The sequence below is a fragment of the Klebsiella sp. K5-306 genome (assembly GCF_051835185.1).
Taxonomy (GTDB): domain Bacteria; phylum Pseudomonadota; class Gammaproteobacteria; order Enterobacterales; family Enterobacteriaceae; genus Klebsiella; species Klebsiella oxytoca.
Genome location: NZ_JAIFJY010000005.1, coordinates 304679 through 319010, shown reverse-complemented (window position 1 = coordinate 319010; position 14332 = coordinate 304679). Strand labels below are relative to the sequence as shown.

Genomic DNA, 14332 nt, shown 5'->3' with positions numbered 1-14332 from the left:
GCCGCGCGGCCTGAACGCCACTGGCCGAGGTGATGCCGGGCGGCCCGTCTGCCCGGCACTTGTTTCCCTGGTCATTAAACCGTCATCTCCCCGCCATACGTTTGCAGTCAATCCTTCTCACAATCCGGGCTTCTACAAACGCCTGAATGAGACGTCCGCCACCATGAGAAAAACCTGGCTTCCCTGGCTGATACTGTCGCCTTCCCTGCTGTTTTTATTACTGTTTACCTGGTTTCCCCTCGGGCGATCGATTTATGACAGCCTGTTCGATACCCGCATGGTCAGCGACGGCGGCCAGTATGTCGGGCTGGAGAACTTTAGTCGTCTGTTCGCCGACAACGTCTTCTGGCAGTCGCTAGTGAATAACCTGCTTTATATCCTGCTGACGGTGGTACCGGGCGTGACCCTCGCCCTACTGCTGGCGGTCGCCCTGACCGAGAATCACCGCGTCAACCGCTGGCTGCGCACCGCCTTCTTCTTCCCGATGATTATCCCGATGGTCAGCGCCGCCGCGCTGTGGCTGTTTATCTTTATGCCCGGCCTTGGCCTGCTCGACCACTATCTGGCGAAGCTGTTCGGCCCGATGAACAACAACTGGCTGGGGCGCAGCAATAGCGCGCTGCTGGCGCTGGCGCTGATTGGCGTGTGGAAGTTCGCCGGTTACTACATGCTGTTTTTCCTCGCCGGGCTGCAAAGCATCCCGGCCTCCACGCGCGAAGCGGCGATCGTGGAAGGCGCCACCCGCACGCAGGTGTTCTTTAAGGTCACGCTGCCGCTGCTGCGCCCGACCCTGAGCTTTGTGATAACCACGGCGCTGATCTACTCCATCACCCAGATCGACCACGTGGCGGTAATGACCCGCGGCGGGCCGGATAACGCCACGACCGTGCTGCTCTACTACATCCAGAACCTCGCCTGGGACACCCATGATTTAGGTAAAGCTTCCGCCGCCACCTTCCTGACGCTGGCCGGGCTGTTTGCCTTCTCGCTGATTAACCTCAAACTGCTGGAGAAAGGAGCGCACTATGAGCGCTGAAATCTCGCCGCTGGCGCTGCGATCGCACAGCGCATCGCGCCCGCTCTGGCTGCGCCTGCGCCGCTCGCAGCCCTTTACGCTCACGGTATTAATGTGCTGCCTGGCGCTGCTGTGGATGAGCCCGTTTTTATGGATGCTGGCGACCTCGTTCAGCGCCACGACCTTCGGCGAGGATATGGCCTCGCTGCTGCCCCGTATGCCGCTGACGCTGGATAACTTCCGCGATGCCTGGGCCAGCGCCGACTGGCTGAGCCTCTACGCCAACACCCTTATCTTCACCTTCGGCACCTTCTTCGTGCAGTTGTTGACCATCACCACCGCCGGCTACGTCTTCGCCTGCCACGAGTTTCGCGGCAAGAAGACGCTGTTCCTGATGTTCCTCGTCCAGCTGATGATCATGCCGGTGGTGATGATGGTGCCGAACATGCTGACCCTGAAAACCTTCGGCCTGCTCAACACCCTCACCGGGGTGATGATGCCCTACTTCACCTCGGCGTTCGGCGTGTTCCTGATGCGTCAGGCGTTTCTGGCCATACCCAAAGAGCTGGAAGAGGCGGCGCTGATGGAGGGCTGTCGCTGGTGGCAGGTGCTGTTCCGCGTGCTGCTGCCGATGTCCTGGCCGTCGGTGCTGGCCTTCGCCACCGTCAGCATTACCTACCACTGGAACGAGTATCTGTGGCCGCTGATGATGCTGAACGACCCGGACAAACAGGTGCTGACCGTGGGGCTGGTCTCGTTCGCCATGGGCGCCGAATCCGGCGGTCAGTGGGGCATCATCGGCGCCGGCACGCTGATGGTCTGCCTGCCGCTGATGCTGGCGTTTATCCTCTTCCAGAAACAGTTCCTGCGAAGCTTCGGCTTCTCCGGGATCAAATAAGGAGCTCTTCATGCTGTTAGCGCAAATTTCCGATACCCATTTCCGCAGCCGCAGCCAGAAGCTGTACGGCTTTATTGACGTCAACGCCGCCAATGCCGACGTCGTCTCCCAGTTGAACGCCCTGCAGGAGCGTCCGGACGCGGTGGTGGTGAGCGGCGATATCGTCAACTGCGGCCGCCCGGAAGAGTATGAGGTCGCCCGCCAGATCCTCGGCAGCCTGAACTATCCGCTGTATCTCATTCCCGGCAACCACGACGATAAAGCGCTGTTTCTGGAGTACCTGCATCCGCTGTGCCCGCAGCTCGGCCGCGACGCGCAAAACATGCACTACGCGGTAGACGATTTTGCCACTCGCCTGCTGTTTATCGACTCCAGCCGGGCGGGTACGTCGAAAGGCTGGCTGACCGAGGAAACCATCAAATGGCTGGAAGCCCAGCTGTTTGATGGCGGCGATAAACCGGCGACGGTATTTATGCATCATCCGCCGCTGCCGCTGGGCAATGCGCAGATGGATCCTATCGCCTGCGAAAACGGCCATCGTCTGCTGGCGCTGGTTGAGCGTTTCCCGTCGCTGACGCGCATTTTCTGCGGCCATAACCACAGCCTGACCATGACCCAGTATCGCCAGGCAATCATCTCCACCATCCCGGGAACCGTCCACCAGGTACCCTACTTTTATGAAGATACCCGACCGTACTACGACCTCTCTCCGGCGTCGTGCCTGATGCATCGCCAGGTCGACGAGCAGTGGGTGAGCTATCAGCATCCTCTGACCCACTACGCCGGCCCCTGGATGTACGACGAAAATATCAGCTGCCCAACGGAAGATTGCTAAACGCCATGCTTAGTCTGCAAAACATCAGTAAACAGTTTGACGGTAAACCGGCCCTCAGCGCCCTGTCGCTGGATATTCGCGAAGGGGAATTCGTGGTGCTGGTGGGCCCGTCCGGCTGCGGTAAAAGCACCCTGCTGCGCCTGCTCGCCGGGCTGGAGCCGGTCAGCGAGGGGGAGATCTGGCTGCACGATGAGAACATCACCGACATGTCGCCCAGAGAGCGTAATTTCGCGATGATCTTCCAGAACTATGCGCTGTTTCCGCACCTGTCGGTGCGCGACAACATCACCTTCGGCATGAAGGTGCGCAAAGAGGAGAAGGCCAGCTGGCAGCCCCGGGTGGATAAAGTCGCGCAGATGCTGCAGCTGGATACCCTGCTCGATCGCAAACCGGCGAAGCTCTCCGGCGGCCAGCGGCAGCGGGTGGCGATGGCGCGGGCGATTGTGCGCAATCCGCGCCTGTTCCTGATGGATGAGCCGCTCTCCAACCTCGACGCCCGCCTGCGTAGCGAAGTGCGCGACAGCATTATGGACCTCCACCAGCAGCTCAGAACCAGCACCGTCTACGTCACCCATGACCAGACGGAAGCGATGTCGATGGCCGACCGCATAGTGGTGATGAACGGCGGCCACGTACAGCAGGTCGGGCGACCGGAGTATCTGTACGCCAACCCGGCCAACCTGTTTGTCGCCGGGTTTATCGGATCTCCGGCGATGAATCTGCTCTCGCTGCCCTGCGCTGATGGTGAGGTATTACTGGGTGAGCTGCGCTATCCGCTGCCGCCGCGCTACCGTGAAGAATCCCGAGTGTGGTTAGGCATTCGCCCGGAACATATCAGCGACCGCGTGGAGGAGAGCCATCTGCGCCTGCCCGCCACCGTGCTGCAACGAGAACTGATGGGAGCCGATTATTTGCTCCACGTCAGCACCCCCGCCGGCACCTTACGCTTTAGCCGTCGCCATCGCGGCGCGGTGCCGGAGAAAGGCGATTCGCTGATCCTCGGCTTTTCACCTGCCGATGTGCATCTTTTTCATGCTGAGAAACAGCATAATTTACTGATGGAGACAGACCATGTTTAAACCTCTCACCGCTCTCGCGGTTGGGCTCAGCCTTGCCCTGAGCGGCGCGGCGCTGGCGAAAGAGAAGATCGACTTCATGTTTCCGGCGCCGGTGGACGGCAAGCTGACCATGGAGATGACCCGCGTCATTAAGCAATTCAACGAGTCGCAGCAGGATGTCGAAGTGCGCGGGATCTTTACCGGCAACTACGACACCACCAAGATCAAAGCCGAATCAGCGCAGAAAGCCGGGCAGCCGCCCGCGCTGGTGATTATGTCCGCCAACTTCACCACCGATCTGGCGCTGAAAGATGAGATCCTGCCGATGGACGAACTGTTCCAGTATGGCGACCAAAAAGCGGGGGATTTTCTGGTGAAGGCGTTCTGGCCCGCAATGCATAAAAACGCCCAGGTGATGGGCACCACCTATGCGATCCCGTTCCATAACTCGACGCCGATCCTCTACTACAACAAAACGATGTTCGATCGGGCCGGGATCAAACAGCCGCCGCAAACCTGGGCTGAGCTGCTGGCGGATGCCAGAAAGCTGACCGACGAAAGCAAAGGCCAGTGGGGGATCATGCTGCCGTCGACCAACGATGATTACGGCGGCTGGATCTTCTCGGCGCTGGTGCGCGCCAACGGTGGGAAATACTTTAACGAGGACTATCCGGGCGAAGTCTATTACAACACGCCAACCACCATCGGCGCCCTGCGCTTCTGGCAGAACCTGGTCTATAAAGACAAAGTGATGCCTTCCGGGGTGTTGAATTCGAAACAGATCGGCGCCAGCTTCTTCTCCGGCAAAGTCGGAATGGCGATGCTGAGCACCGGCGCGCTGGGCTTTATGCGCGAGAACAGCAAAGATTTTGAGCTGGGCGTGGCGATGCTGCCGGCTAAAGAGCAGCGGGCGGTACCGATCGGCGGCGCCAGCCTGGTTAGCTTCAAAGGCATCAACGACGCGCAGAAAAAAGCGGCGTATCAGTTCCTGACGTATCTGGTGAGCCCGCAGGTCAACGGCGCCTGGAGTCGCTTTACCGGCTACTTCTCCCCGCGTAAGGCCGCCTACGATACGCCGGAAATGAAGGCGTATCTGCAGCAGGATCCGCGCGCGGCTATCGCCCTCGAACAGCTGAAGTATGCCCACCCATGGTACTCCACCTGGGAGACCGTTGCCGTGCGTAAGGCGATGGAAAATCAGCTGGCCGCGGTGGTCAATGATGCCAATGTTACCCCGGAAGCCGCGGTGCAGGCGGCGCAGAAGGAAGCCGATGCGTTGATGAAGCCCTACGTCGATAAAACCGCGCTGGCGGAAGTGAAGTAGCCCTTTCCCTCGCTATCCCCGCCGATAGCTGAGGTATCTTCTGTCATACCGTACGGAAGCAGTGTACCCCCTCCCCCTGTTTCAAGGGGGAGGGGATCGTTCGATACGGCTCATTAGCCCGGTCCGTACAGACCGCTGAGTACCGCTCCAGCATCGCAGATACCGCTCAGCGTTACACTTTATTCGCCTGCGATTCAGCCACTATTCGCCGGGCCCTGGCGGCCTGCCCTTCTTCACTGGTGTCCAGCTTATCCCGCAAATAGTGCTCGATTTGTTCAAGACTACGGTGGCGAGTTTCCGGTACGCATTTAATGACGAATATCGCGCCAAATACGCCAATACCGGCGAAGATAAAAAAGGTGCCTGAAAGCCCTAACCACGCCAGCAGTATCGGGAAGAACAGGGAGATCAGGAAGTTGGCAATCCACATTGAAAATACCGCCCCCCCCATAAAAATACCGCGCAGACGGGTTGGGAAAATTTCCGACATAAGCAGCCAGGTCACCGGCGACAGCGCCCCCTGCTGAAAGCTCAGAAACAGTAACATCCCTGCCAGAACCATATAGGCACGCAGCGCATCAGGCTGGCCGTTAACCGTCTCCGGTAACAGATAGCTGACCGCACCGATAAAGACCAGGCAGGCGGTGCAGCCGAACTGACCAATCATGGTCATCGGGCGACGGCCAATTTTGCCAAGCATCCAGATGCCAACGAATGTCATCAATACTGAGACTACGCCGTTGGCGATAGTGGCAAACAGTGCGGCATTATCAGTCATACCAACCGAGGTCAGTACCGTGGGGGCATAGTACATAATGGTATTTACACCGGTAAGCTGCTGAATAACCGCTATACCAATACCGATCATAAACAGCTTGAACAACCACGGGGTCATAATCTCGCTGAACCGGGGCTTACCGAGATTGCGCTGTTCATCCAGCGTTTCGGTGATTTCCAGCAGCTCCCACTCAACATCATCTTTATGCCGGGTGCGCTCAAGCACGCGACGGGCTTCCGCCAGGCGCCCTTTCATCGCGTACCAGCGCGGTGAATCCGGCATAAACATCATGCCAAACCAGAGCAGCACGGCGGGTAGCGTCGCCACCGCCAGCATCCAGCGCCAGGTGCTTTCCCCGCCCCAGACTTCATGGAACGTGGCATTAGAAATATAGGCCAGCAGTTGACCGGATACGATCATCAGTTCCTGCAAAGTAACCAGCTGTCCGCGCTTATTCGCGGGAGCTATCTCGGCAATATAGACCGGAACGGTAGCCGCCGCCCCGCCGACCGCGACGCCGAGAATAAGACGAAAGAAAATCATCCAGTTAACGTCCGGCGCCATAGAGGTACCTATCGCGCCGATGGCAAAAAGCACCGCCAGCCACAGAATAATTTTCTTTCTGCCCGCCGCATTCGCCAGATTGCCAGATAGCAGTGCGCCAAAGGCGGCGCCGAACAGCAACGAGCTGGTGACCAGACCGGTGGTAAAGGGGGTGAGATGAAGCTCGGTGCCCATAAAGAGTAAGGCACCGGAAATCACCCCGGTATCATAGCCAAAAAGTAAACCGCCAAGCGTCGCGATCAGGGCGACAACTTTTACAAAGGGCGTTGTCGGGGTATTGCTATTCGGTCCCGACGCTTTATTGAGTGTAAGATATTGTTCCTTAGACATAATAGACTCCAGTAACCCGCCTTGTTTGAGGGAAGATTTGCTCTAGTCTGAATGCAGAGGCCGAGGCCTCACCGACGTGTTGTTTTCGTTCTACGTCTTGAGCTACTGCTGAGTGATGGGGCAAAAAAAGCAGGCCATACAGCGTATGGCCTGAAAATGAAACAACGATTAGATTCCTGCCGTCTCGCGGATGTATTTACGCGCTTTTACGGCGTATTCGAATGGGTTGGCCAGCGCCGGATCCTGCTCGGCCTCAACCACCATCCAGCCTTTATAGCCATGCTCGTCCAGCAGTTTAAACACTGGACGGAAATCAATGACGCCGTCGCCCGGCACGGTGAAGGTCCCCTTCTTCACGCCGTCCAGGAAGGAGAGTCCTTCGCGGCGCACCTGCTCGATCACCGGCGGACGTACGTCTTTCAGGTGAACATGGTTAATGCGCGGCAGATATTTTTTCAGAATCGCCAGCATCGGCTCTTCGCCGCCTTCGGAATACCAGGCGTGTCCTGTGTCGTAGAGCAGGAAGACCTTGTCATCCACCAGCGACATAAACTTGTCGATCTCTGCCGTCGTCTGAATACCGGTACCCATATGGTGGTGCAGACAGACCTGCATGCCCTTTTCCGCCGCCAGACGACCGAGGGTGTTATAGCCTTCCGCCACCCGCTGCCACTCTTCTTCGCTAAAGCACGGTTTCTCATTCTCCAGGATAGGCTTTTCCAGCCCCTGAATACTGCCGCTCTGCTCCGAGCAGCCGATCACTTTCGCGCCCATAGCATGCAGGAAATTCATGTGGTTAACGAATTCATCAATGGTTTTTTCCCGCTGGCCGTTAGCAAAAAAGGTGCTGAACCAGGCGTTGCAAATCTGAATGCCGCGGATATCCAGCATCGGCTTGAGAACCGCCGGATCGCGTGGATATTTGCTGCCGACTTCGCTGCCGGTAAAACCCGCCAGCGCCATTTCGCTGACGATTTGCTGAAAAGTATTCTCGCTGCCCAGCTCCGGCATATCGTCGTTAGTCCAGCCAATCGGGGCGATAGCCAGTTTTACGTTATCTTTGTTCATAGTAGGGGGCTCCTGCCGCTGCGCCTACCGGCGCAGCAATTCACGTTCGATGAGTTCACGGGTTTCCACTGCCTGGTATTTCATTTTTTCCGGGTAGCCGAACAGCGAGGTGGCCACGATAGGCTCACCGCCGACCTTGAAGGTCTGCTCGGCAAATTTCATATCGCGCAGGGTGCGGAACAGCGCGTCGAAATCAACATCCCCTTCCCCGACGCCCACGTGCTGGTGAACGACGGCATCTACGCCCGGTGGGTTAACGATATAGCGGCAGTGTTTTGTATGGTTGCGGGTATCCGCGATCAGTACATGGGAGAGATCGCTTCCCGCGTAGCGCAGCATCTTCTCAACGTCGCCCACGCCTTTGTCATAGAAGAAGGTGTGCGGGACGCTGTAAACGTACTTAACGTTATCGCTGCGGAACGACTTCACGATATCGACGGTTTCGTTGTTCTCTTCGCAGAAGTCCCACGGATGCGCCTGAATTTCAACGCGGATGCCTTCGCGCTCAAAAATCGGCAGCAGCTCTTCCATGGAGCGATAGAACATCTCATCGCAAATCTCCGGCTGGTTAGGATCGCCGGAGAACTCGGTGTTGATCACCTGTACACCCATTTCAACCGCGATTTCGATCAGCCGTTTCCAGTTTTTTACTGCTGCCTGACGGCGCAGCTCATCCGGACCGGACCAGCGGTAGACGCAGATAAACGAAGAGAGCTCTACGCCGGTATCGCGCAGCGCCTGCTTGTACTCAGCCATAATTTCCCGGCTGGCGCGCGGGTGCTTGTAGAACGGGTTGATCTGCGGGTGCGGCGATTGCTCAATGTACTTGTAGCCCCACTCCGCCACCTGATGGACCATTCGGGTGACCCCGAGGTCTTTAATGACATCAACGTCAAAAGCAATTTTCATCGTCGTTACCTGTGCAAAGAAGTTCCGTCAGCAAAGCGGGATTAGCGTTTGTAGAAATCAGGGCACTCAGGCAGCGTCACCTCAACCGGTTCGCTGGTGCCCTGGGCTTTGATACAGGCGTCGGCTGCAACGGATGCCGCGTAGCCATCCCATGCCGATGGGCCGTGCAGCTGGCCGGCCTGAACATCATTGATAAAGGCCTGCAGCTCAACGTCATACGCTTTGATAAAGCGATCCTTCCAGTCGGTCAGGATAGCGGTCGACAGGTTAGCGGCTTTGCGCATCTGCACAGCCGACGGCTCAGGCAGGCGGGCAATACCGGTTTCCCCCACCACTTCACACTGGATGTCATAGCCGTACTGACAGTTCACAAAGACTTCCACGTCGATCAGCGTGCCTTTTTTCGTTTCAAACGACACGATCTGCGGGTCTTTCAGGCGCGCATGGGTGTGGGAAGTGGAGCGCGGAAAGCGCACCTGCACGGAAACATAGTCGTCATTCAGCAGCCAGCGCAGTACATCCAGCTCGTGAATCAGGGTGTTGGTGATCGCCATGTTGGTGATGTAATCCTCACCTACCGACTGGTTGCGGTGCGCGCAGCGCAGCATCAGCGGCGCGCCGATATCGCCGTCATCGATCACTTTTTTCAGCGCCAGATAGCCTTCGTCATAAGGACGCATAAATCCGACCTGCACCAGGCGGCGACCGGCTTTCATTTCCGCATCAACGATGCGGCGGCAGCCTTCCGCGCTCATCGCCAGCGGCTTCTCGCAGAACACCGGCTTCCCGGCGGCGATGGCGGCCAGCGTGTACTCTTCGTGGGTGGGGTCCCATGAGGTAACCAGAATGGCATCCACATCGCTGGCCTTAATCACGTCATGACCGTCGGCGTACACTTCGGCATGCACGCCCGGCAGCGCAACCGCGGCGCGCGCGTTCTCTTCGTTGATATCCGAAACCGCCACTACCGTGGCTCCCTGCAGTACCTGAGTGCAACGACGGATATGTTCTTTACCGATAGCGCCGGCACCGATGACACCTAATTTGAGTGACATAGTTGGTTTTCTCCCGAGATTTGTAGGGTTCAGGGTTTGTGTTCTGTTTTAGTAATCCCGCGCCTGAGCGCGTTTTTCATTGATCATTTGCGCAACCTTACGGATCCGCTCGGAGAGCGCTGACTGCGCGACGCCGACGTTCCACCAGCTGCCATATTTGTGCACCATGGTTTTCGGCAGCACTTTAATGTCTATCAGGGTGCTGACGGTTTCGCGGCGCGCGGCGTCCAGCGCGTGGCGTAGTTCTTCTAGCGTCGTGACGCGCCAGGTTTTGCAGCCGTAGCCGGCAGCGACGGTGGCGAAATCTACCGGTACCAGGCCGCCCTGCAGCTGGCCCGATTCGGCGCAGCGGAAGCGGAACTCGGTGCCGAAGCTGTCCATACCGTGTTCCATCTGCAGGTTGTTGATACAGCCGTTGGCCATGTTGTCGAGCAGTACGATGTTGATCTTCGCGCGCTCCTGCAGGGAGGTCACCAGCTCGGAGTGCAGCATCATGAATGAGCCGTCGCCCACCAGCGAATAGACCTCGCTTTGCGGTTGGGCTAACTTCACGCCCAGCGCGGCGCTGACTTCATACCCCATGCAGGAGTAGCCGTATTCAACGTGATAGGTGTTGGTGGCCCGGTTGCGCCAGACGCGCTGCAGGTCTCCCGGCAGGCTACCTGCCGCCGCCACAATCACCGCATCCGCCGGCAGCGTTTCGTTGAGTACGCCAAGGACGCTGCTTTGCGTCAGGGTGGAGTCGGTTATCTGGCGAAATTCGCGATACACCGATTCCCGATCCAGATGGTCGTCGATTTCCGGGACGAAAGCGGTTTCCTGCCATACCGCCTGGTAAACGCGCTGGGTCTCTTTCAGCTGGCGGCTCTGCACGCTTTCAACCTGCTCGCCCCAGCCTGCTTGCCAGGATTCGCCGGACAGGGCGTCATCGAGGGCGGTGAGGGCTTCGCGGGCATCCGCCAGCATCGGAATCCCATCCAGCTTCCAGGCATCGAAGTTGCTGACGTTAATATTGAGGAAGCGCACGCCCGGGTGCTGGAAAATCCATTTTGACGAGGTGGTGAAATCGCTGAAACGCGTGCCGAGACCGATGACTAAGTCCGCCTCTTTCGCCAGCAGGTTCGCTGCCAGGCAGCCGGTTTCGCCGACGCCGCCCACGTTATACGGATGCGAAGAGACAACGCTGCCTTTACCCGCCTGGGTTTCGGCAAACGGTACGCCGTAGCGTTCGGCAAAATGGGTCAACGCTTCGCCGGCGCCGGAGTATTTCACCCCGCCGCCGCAGACGATCAGCGGCTTACGGCTGGCTTTAATCGCCGCCACGGCATCCGCCAGCTGTGCGGCGCTGGCCGGACGGCGGTCAAGGCGGTGTACCCGACGGGTAAAGAAGGACTGCGGATAATCCCAGGCTTCGCCCTGGACATCCTGCGGCAGACAGAGCGTGACCGCACCGGTTTCCGCCGGGTCGGTCAACACGCGCATGGCGTTGATGCAGGCGCTCATCAGCTGTTCCGGACGGGTGATGCGATCCCAGTATTTACTCACCGCGCGAAACGCGTCATTAGTGGTAATGCTGAGATCGTGACTCTGCTCAATTTGCTGTAATACCGGGTCAGGCTGGCGGGTCGCAAACACATCTCCCGGCAGCAGCAGCAGAGGGATGCGGTTGGCGGTCGCGGTGGCGGCAGCGGTAATCATGTTTGCCGCGCCGGGGCCAATGGAGGAGGTGCAGGCAATAATCTGACGACGCAGGGACTGTCTGGCAAAACCGGTGGCGACATGCGCCATCCCTTGCTCGTTACGCCCCTGATAGACCCGCATTTCACCGCTATCTTGTTCAAGAGCCTGGCCCATTCCCAGCACGTTGCCGTGGCCAAAGATAGCAAAGATACCTTTAACGAACTTATGCTCTTCGCCATCGACTTCCAGGTACTGGTTATCCAGGAACTTCACCAGCGCCTGCGCCATTGTCAGTCTCAGTTTGCCCATGTTGCCCAATCCTTATTGTTCAGTATTTGCGTGTAGGTCAGCGTTTTACCCCGCCCAGCGTGACAAGCGATGGGCCAGGAAAATCGTTAACGCCACTGGAATACTTCTGGATTATAGGCAAACATTTTTTTCATTAAATAGAAATACAGAAGAAATATTTCATTTTGCGAGAGGGATCAAACTCTCTATGCATTTCACCCGTTTCATTCACATCCTGTATCCGGGATAACACGCAATTTACGCGGTACTGCTCTTAATATCCCCTTAAAAATCATAGGTAAAGAGTGATAGTAAATGGCCGGTAGTTCAGCTTTACCTCGGCGCGCAGGATCTGAGGCAGAATGGGGCTCGGCGCGGCAGAGTGGTATATCCCTCACATTTTTGGTTTTTTAATTTCGATCTAGTTTGCAAATGAAATATTTATTTCTCAAACTAGGGATAACCAATAACCCTCAGGCTGTTTTCGGAGACGCTGTCGGCATCCCGACTCTTCCGTACAGCAGAAATGCAAAAGGAAACCCTAGCTATGAATGCAGCAGTAAAGCGACTCGACGTCATCTGTATTGGCCGGGTGGCAGTCGATCTCTATGCCCAGCAGATTGGCGCGAGGCTGGAAGATGTTGCCAGTTTTTCTAAGTACCTGGGTGGCTCTTCCGGCAACGTCGCCTTCGGCACCGCTATACAGGGATTAAAATCGGCGATGCTTGCCCGCGTGGGCGATGAGCACAATGGTCGTTTTTTACGCGAAACGCTCAGCCGCGCCGGCGTCGATACCGAATATCTGATCACCGATAAGCAGCGCCTGACGGCGTTAGTGATGCTGGGGATTAAAGATCAGGAGACATTTCCGCTCATTTTTTACCGCGATAACTGCGCCGATATGGCCCTTTCGCCAGAAGACATTAAGGAAGAGTACATCGCCTCCTCCCGGGCGCTGGCGGTAACCGGTACCCACCTTTCGCACGCCAACACGCGTGAAGCGGTGCTGAAGGCGCTGGAGTACGCGCGCCGTCACGGCCTGCGTACGGCGCTGGATATCGACTATCGTCCGGTGCTTTGGGGGTTAACCTCTTTAGGCGACGGCGAAACGCGTTTCATTGAGTCCGGTCAGGTGACCAGCCAGCTGCAGGAAGTCCTGCATCTGTTCGATTTAGTGGTGGGGACTGAAGAGGAGTTTCATATTGCCGGCGGCAGTACCGATACTCTGACCGCGCTGAAAAACGTGCGTAACGCCACGAAAGCGACGCTGGTTTGCAAACGCGGTCCGATGGGCTGCGTGGTGCTGGAAGGCGACATTCCCGACAGCTGGGATAGCGTGCCGCTGCAGCAGGGCGTGCGCGTAGACGTGCTTAACGTCCTCGGCGCTGGCGATGCCTTTATGTCCGGCCTGCTGCGCGGCTGGCTTAACGACGAAGGCTGGGAGCAGGCCTGTCGCTACGCTAACGCCTGCGGCGCGCTGGTGGTTTCACGTCACGGCTGCGCGCCCGCGATGCCAACCAAAGCCGAACTTGACGACTATCTGTCGCGAGCAGAATCTGTCCCGCGTCCGGATATCGACGCTCGCCTCAACCATCTCCATCGCGTCACCAGCCGCCGCCAGGCGTGGCCGGAGCTGTGCATTTTCGCCTTTGACCACCGTAAGCAGCTGGCAGACCTGGCGCTGGAAACCGGGCGTGATGAATCCTGTATTCCGCAGCTGAAGCTGCTGCTGCTGGCGGCCGCGGAAGCCGCCGCAGACGAAGCCGGTCTTGACGGCCGCAGCGGCATTCTCGCCGATGGCACCTACGGCCAGCGCTCGCTCAATGCCATCACCGGCAAGGGCTGGTGGATTGGCCGGCCGATTGAAATGCCAAGCTCGCGCCCGCTGCGCCTGGAACATGGCAACATCGGTTCCCAGCTTATCGACTGGCCGCTGGAGCACGTCGTGAAATGCCTGGTCTTCTACCACCCGGCCGACCCTGCCGAACTGCGCGCTGAACAGGATGCGCTGCTGCTGGAGGTCTGGCAGGCGTGCAATAAGTCCGGGCATGAGCTGCTGCTGGAAATCATCCTGCCGGAAAACGGTCCGGATAAAGATGAACGCCATTACCACGACATGCTGGAGCACTTCTATCAGCTGGGCATCCAGCCGGACTGGTGGAAGCTGCCGCCGCTGTCGAGCGCGGAGTGGGAAAGGATCGGTAAACTGATCGCGCGCGAAGATAGCTGGTGTCGCGGAATTTTAATCCTCGGTCTGGACGCCCCATCGGATCGCCTGCGCGCCGGTTTTGCCGAAGCGGCGAAGCATCCGATGATCAAAGGCTTTGCGGTAGGACGCACCATTTTTGGCCTGCCCTCACGGCGCTGGATGCAGGGAGAGCTCAGCGATGAGGCGCTGATTGACGAAGTCAAACGCAACTATCTCACGCTCATCGGCTACTGGCGCGAAGCCCGCGGCTGATACTAACCTGGCCCGCATCCTTTCCCAAAGATGCGGGCTTTTTTCTGGATCTTCGTGAAATGAATCGCG

At 57.9% G+C, this 14332-nt stretch carries 11 protein-coding genes; 6 read left to right on the top strand and 5 right to left on the bottom strand.

The window, feature by feature from the left end:
• Positions 1-163: 163 nt before the first annotated feature.
• The 5 genes from K2184_RS10855 to K2184_RS10835 are packed head-to-tail and all read left to right on the top strand — an operon-like array spanning position 164 to position 5130.
• Positions 164-1036 carry a carbohydrate ABC transporter permease gene (locus tag K2184_RS10855; protein WP_023320237.1) on the top strand — a complete coding sequence of 291 codons (873 nt, stop codon included), beginning with the start codon at positions 164-166 and terminating at the stop codon, positions 1034-1036.
• The gene (locus K2184_RS10850; RefSeq protein WP_004108826.1) at positions 1026-1913 is read left to right on the top strand and encodes a carbohydrate ABC transporter permease; all 888 of its coding nucleotides are present in this window, start codon (positions 1026-1028) and stop codon (positions 1911-1913) included. The genes K2184_RS10855 and K2184_RS10850 overlap by 11 nt, the downstream gene beginning before the upstream one ends.
• Before the next feature lie 10 nt (positions 1914-1923).
• Positions 1924-2748, top strand: coding sequence for a phosphodiesterase (locus K2184_RS10845; RefSeq protein WP_049088882.1), 825 nt, complete (start codon positions 1924-1926; stop codon positions 2746-2748).
• A gap of 5 nt (positions 2749-2753) precedes the next feature.
• Positions 2754-3827 (top strand): ABC transporter ATP-binding protein, encoded by a 1074-nt coding sequence (locus tag K2184_RS10840; protein ID WP_163525003.1) that lies wholly within the window; start codon positions 2754-2756, stop codon positions 3825-3827.
• A complete protein-coding gene (locus K2184_RS10835) occupies positions 3820-5130 on the top strand; it encodes an ABC transporter substrate-binding protein (protein ID WP_004108836.1) in 1311 nt (436 codons plus the stop codon). Before K2184_RS10840 ends, K2184_RS10835 begins: the two co-directional genes overlap by 8 nt.
• Before the next feature lie 172 nt (positions 5131-5302).
• On the opposite strand, the gene K2184_RS10830 is transcribed toward K2184_RS10835, so the two are convergent.
• The 5 genes from K2184_RS10830 to iolD form a co-directional block, all read right to left on the bottom strand.
• Positions 5303-6802 carry a sugar porter family MFS transporter gene (locus K2184_RS10830; RefSeq protein ID WP_004108837.1) on the bottom strand — a complete coding sequence of 500 codons (1500 nt, stop codon included), beginning with the start codon at positions 6800-6802 and terminating at the stop codon, positions 5303-5305.
• Between the two features lie 168 nt (positions 6803-6970).
• Positions 6971-7870 carry a myo-inosose-2 dehydratase gene (gene iolE, locus K2184_RS10825; RefSeq protein WP_004108838.1) on the bottom strand — a complete coding sequence of 300 codons (900 nt, stop codon included), beginning with the start codon at positions 7868-7870 and terminating at the stop codon, positions 6971-6973.
• A gap of 24 nt (positions 7871-7894) precedes the next feature.
• A complete protein-coding gene (locus K2184_RS10820; protein ID WP_004098146.1) occupies positions 7895-8779 on the bottom strand; it encodes a sugar phosphate isomerase/epimerase family protein in 885 nt (294 codons plus the stop codon).
• A 41-nt stretch (positions 8780-8820) separates the two neighbouring features.
• Positions 8821-9834, bottom strand: a complete 1014-nt coding sequence (locus K2184_RS10815) for a Gfo/Idh/MocA family protein (RefSeq protein ID WP_004108840.1) — start codon at positions 9832-9834, stop codon at positions 8821-8823.
• A gap of 48 nt (positions 9835-9882) precedes the next feature.
• Positions 9883-11823, bottom strand: coding sequence for a 3D-(3,5/4)-trihydroxycyclohexane-1,2-dione acylhydrolase (decyclizing) (gene iolD, locus K2184_RS10810; RefSeq protein WP_439237755.1), 1941 nt, complete (start codon positions 11821-11823; stop codon positions 9883-9885).
• A 526-nt stretch (positions 11824-12349) separates the two neighbouring features.
• Between iolD and K2184_RS10805 the strand changes: the two genes are divergently transcribed.
• On the top strand, positions 12350-14263 hold the full coding sequence (locus tag K2184_RS10805) for a bifunctional 5-dehydro-2-deoxygluconokinase/5-dehydro-2-deoxyphosphogluconate aldolase (protein ID WP_004117569.1): 1914 nt from the start codon (positions 12350-12352) through the stop codon (positions 14261-14263).
• Positions 14264-14332: the final 69 nt, after the last annotated feature.

What these genes read in the sequence shown, in the direction of transcription:
- K2184_RS10835 (WP_004108836.1), top strand. Translation starts at nt 3,820, where the DNA reads ATGTTTAAACCTCTCACCGCTCTCGCGGTTGGGCTCAGCCTTGCCCTG.
- K2184_RS10845 (WP_049088882.1), top strand. Translation starts at nt 1,924, where the DNA reads ATGCTGTTAGCGCAAATTTCCGATACCCATTTCCGCAGCCGCAGCCAG.
- iolE (WP_004108838.1), bottom strand. Translation starts at nt 7,870, where the DNA reads ATGAACAAAGATAACGTAAAACTGGCTATCGCCCCGATTGGCTGGACT.
- K2184_RS10830 (WP_004108837.1), bottom strand. Translation starts at nt 6,802, where the DNA reads ATGTCTAAGGAACAATATCTTACACTCAATAAAGCGTCGGGACCGAAT.
- K2184_RS10840 (WP_163525003.1), top strand. Translation starts at nt 2,754, where the DNA reads ATGCTTAGTCTGCAAAACATCAGTAAACAGTTTGACGGTAAACCGGCC.
- K2184_RS10805 (WP_004117569.1), top strand. Translation starts at nt 12,350, where the DNA reads ATGAATGCAGCAGTAAAGCGACTCGACGTCATCTGTATTGGCCGGGTG.
- K2184_RS10815 (WP_004108840.1), bottom strand. Translation starts at nt 9,834, where the DNA reads ATGTCACTCAAATTAGGTGTCATCGGTGCCGGCGCTATCGGTAAAGAA.
- K2184_RS10855 (WP_023320237.1), top strand. Translation starts at nt 164, where the DNA reads ATGAGAAAAACCTGGCTTCCCTGGCTGATACTGTCGCCTTCCCTGCTG.
- iolD (WP_439237755.1), bottom strand. Translation starts at nt 11,823, where the DNA reads ATGGGCAAACTGAGACTGACAATGGCGCAGGCGCTGGTGAAGTTCCTG.
- K2184_RS10850 (WP_004108826.1), top strand. Translation starts at nt 1,026, where the DNA reads ATGAGCGCTGAAATCTCGCCGCTGGCGCTGCGATCGCACAGCGCATCG.
- K2184_RS10820 (WP_004098146.1), bottom strand. Translation starts at nt 8,779, where the DNA reads ATGAAAATTGCTTTTGACGTTGATGTCATTAAAGACCTCGGGGTCACC.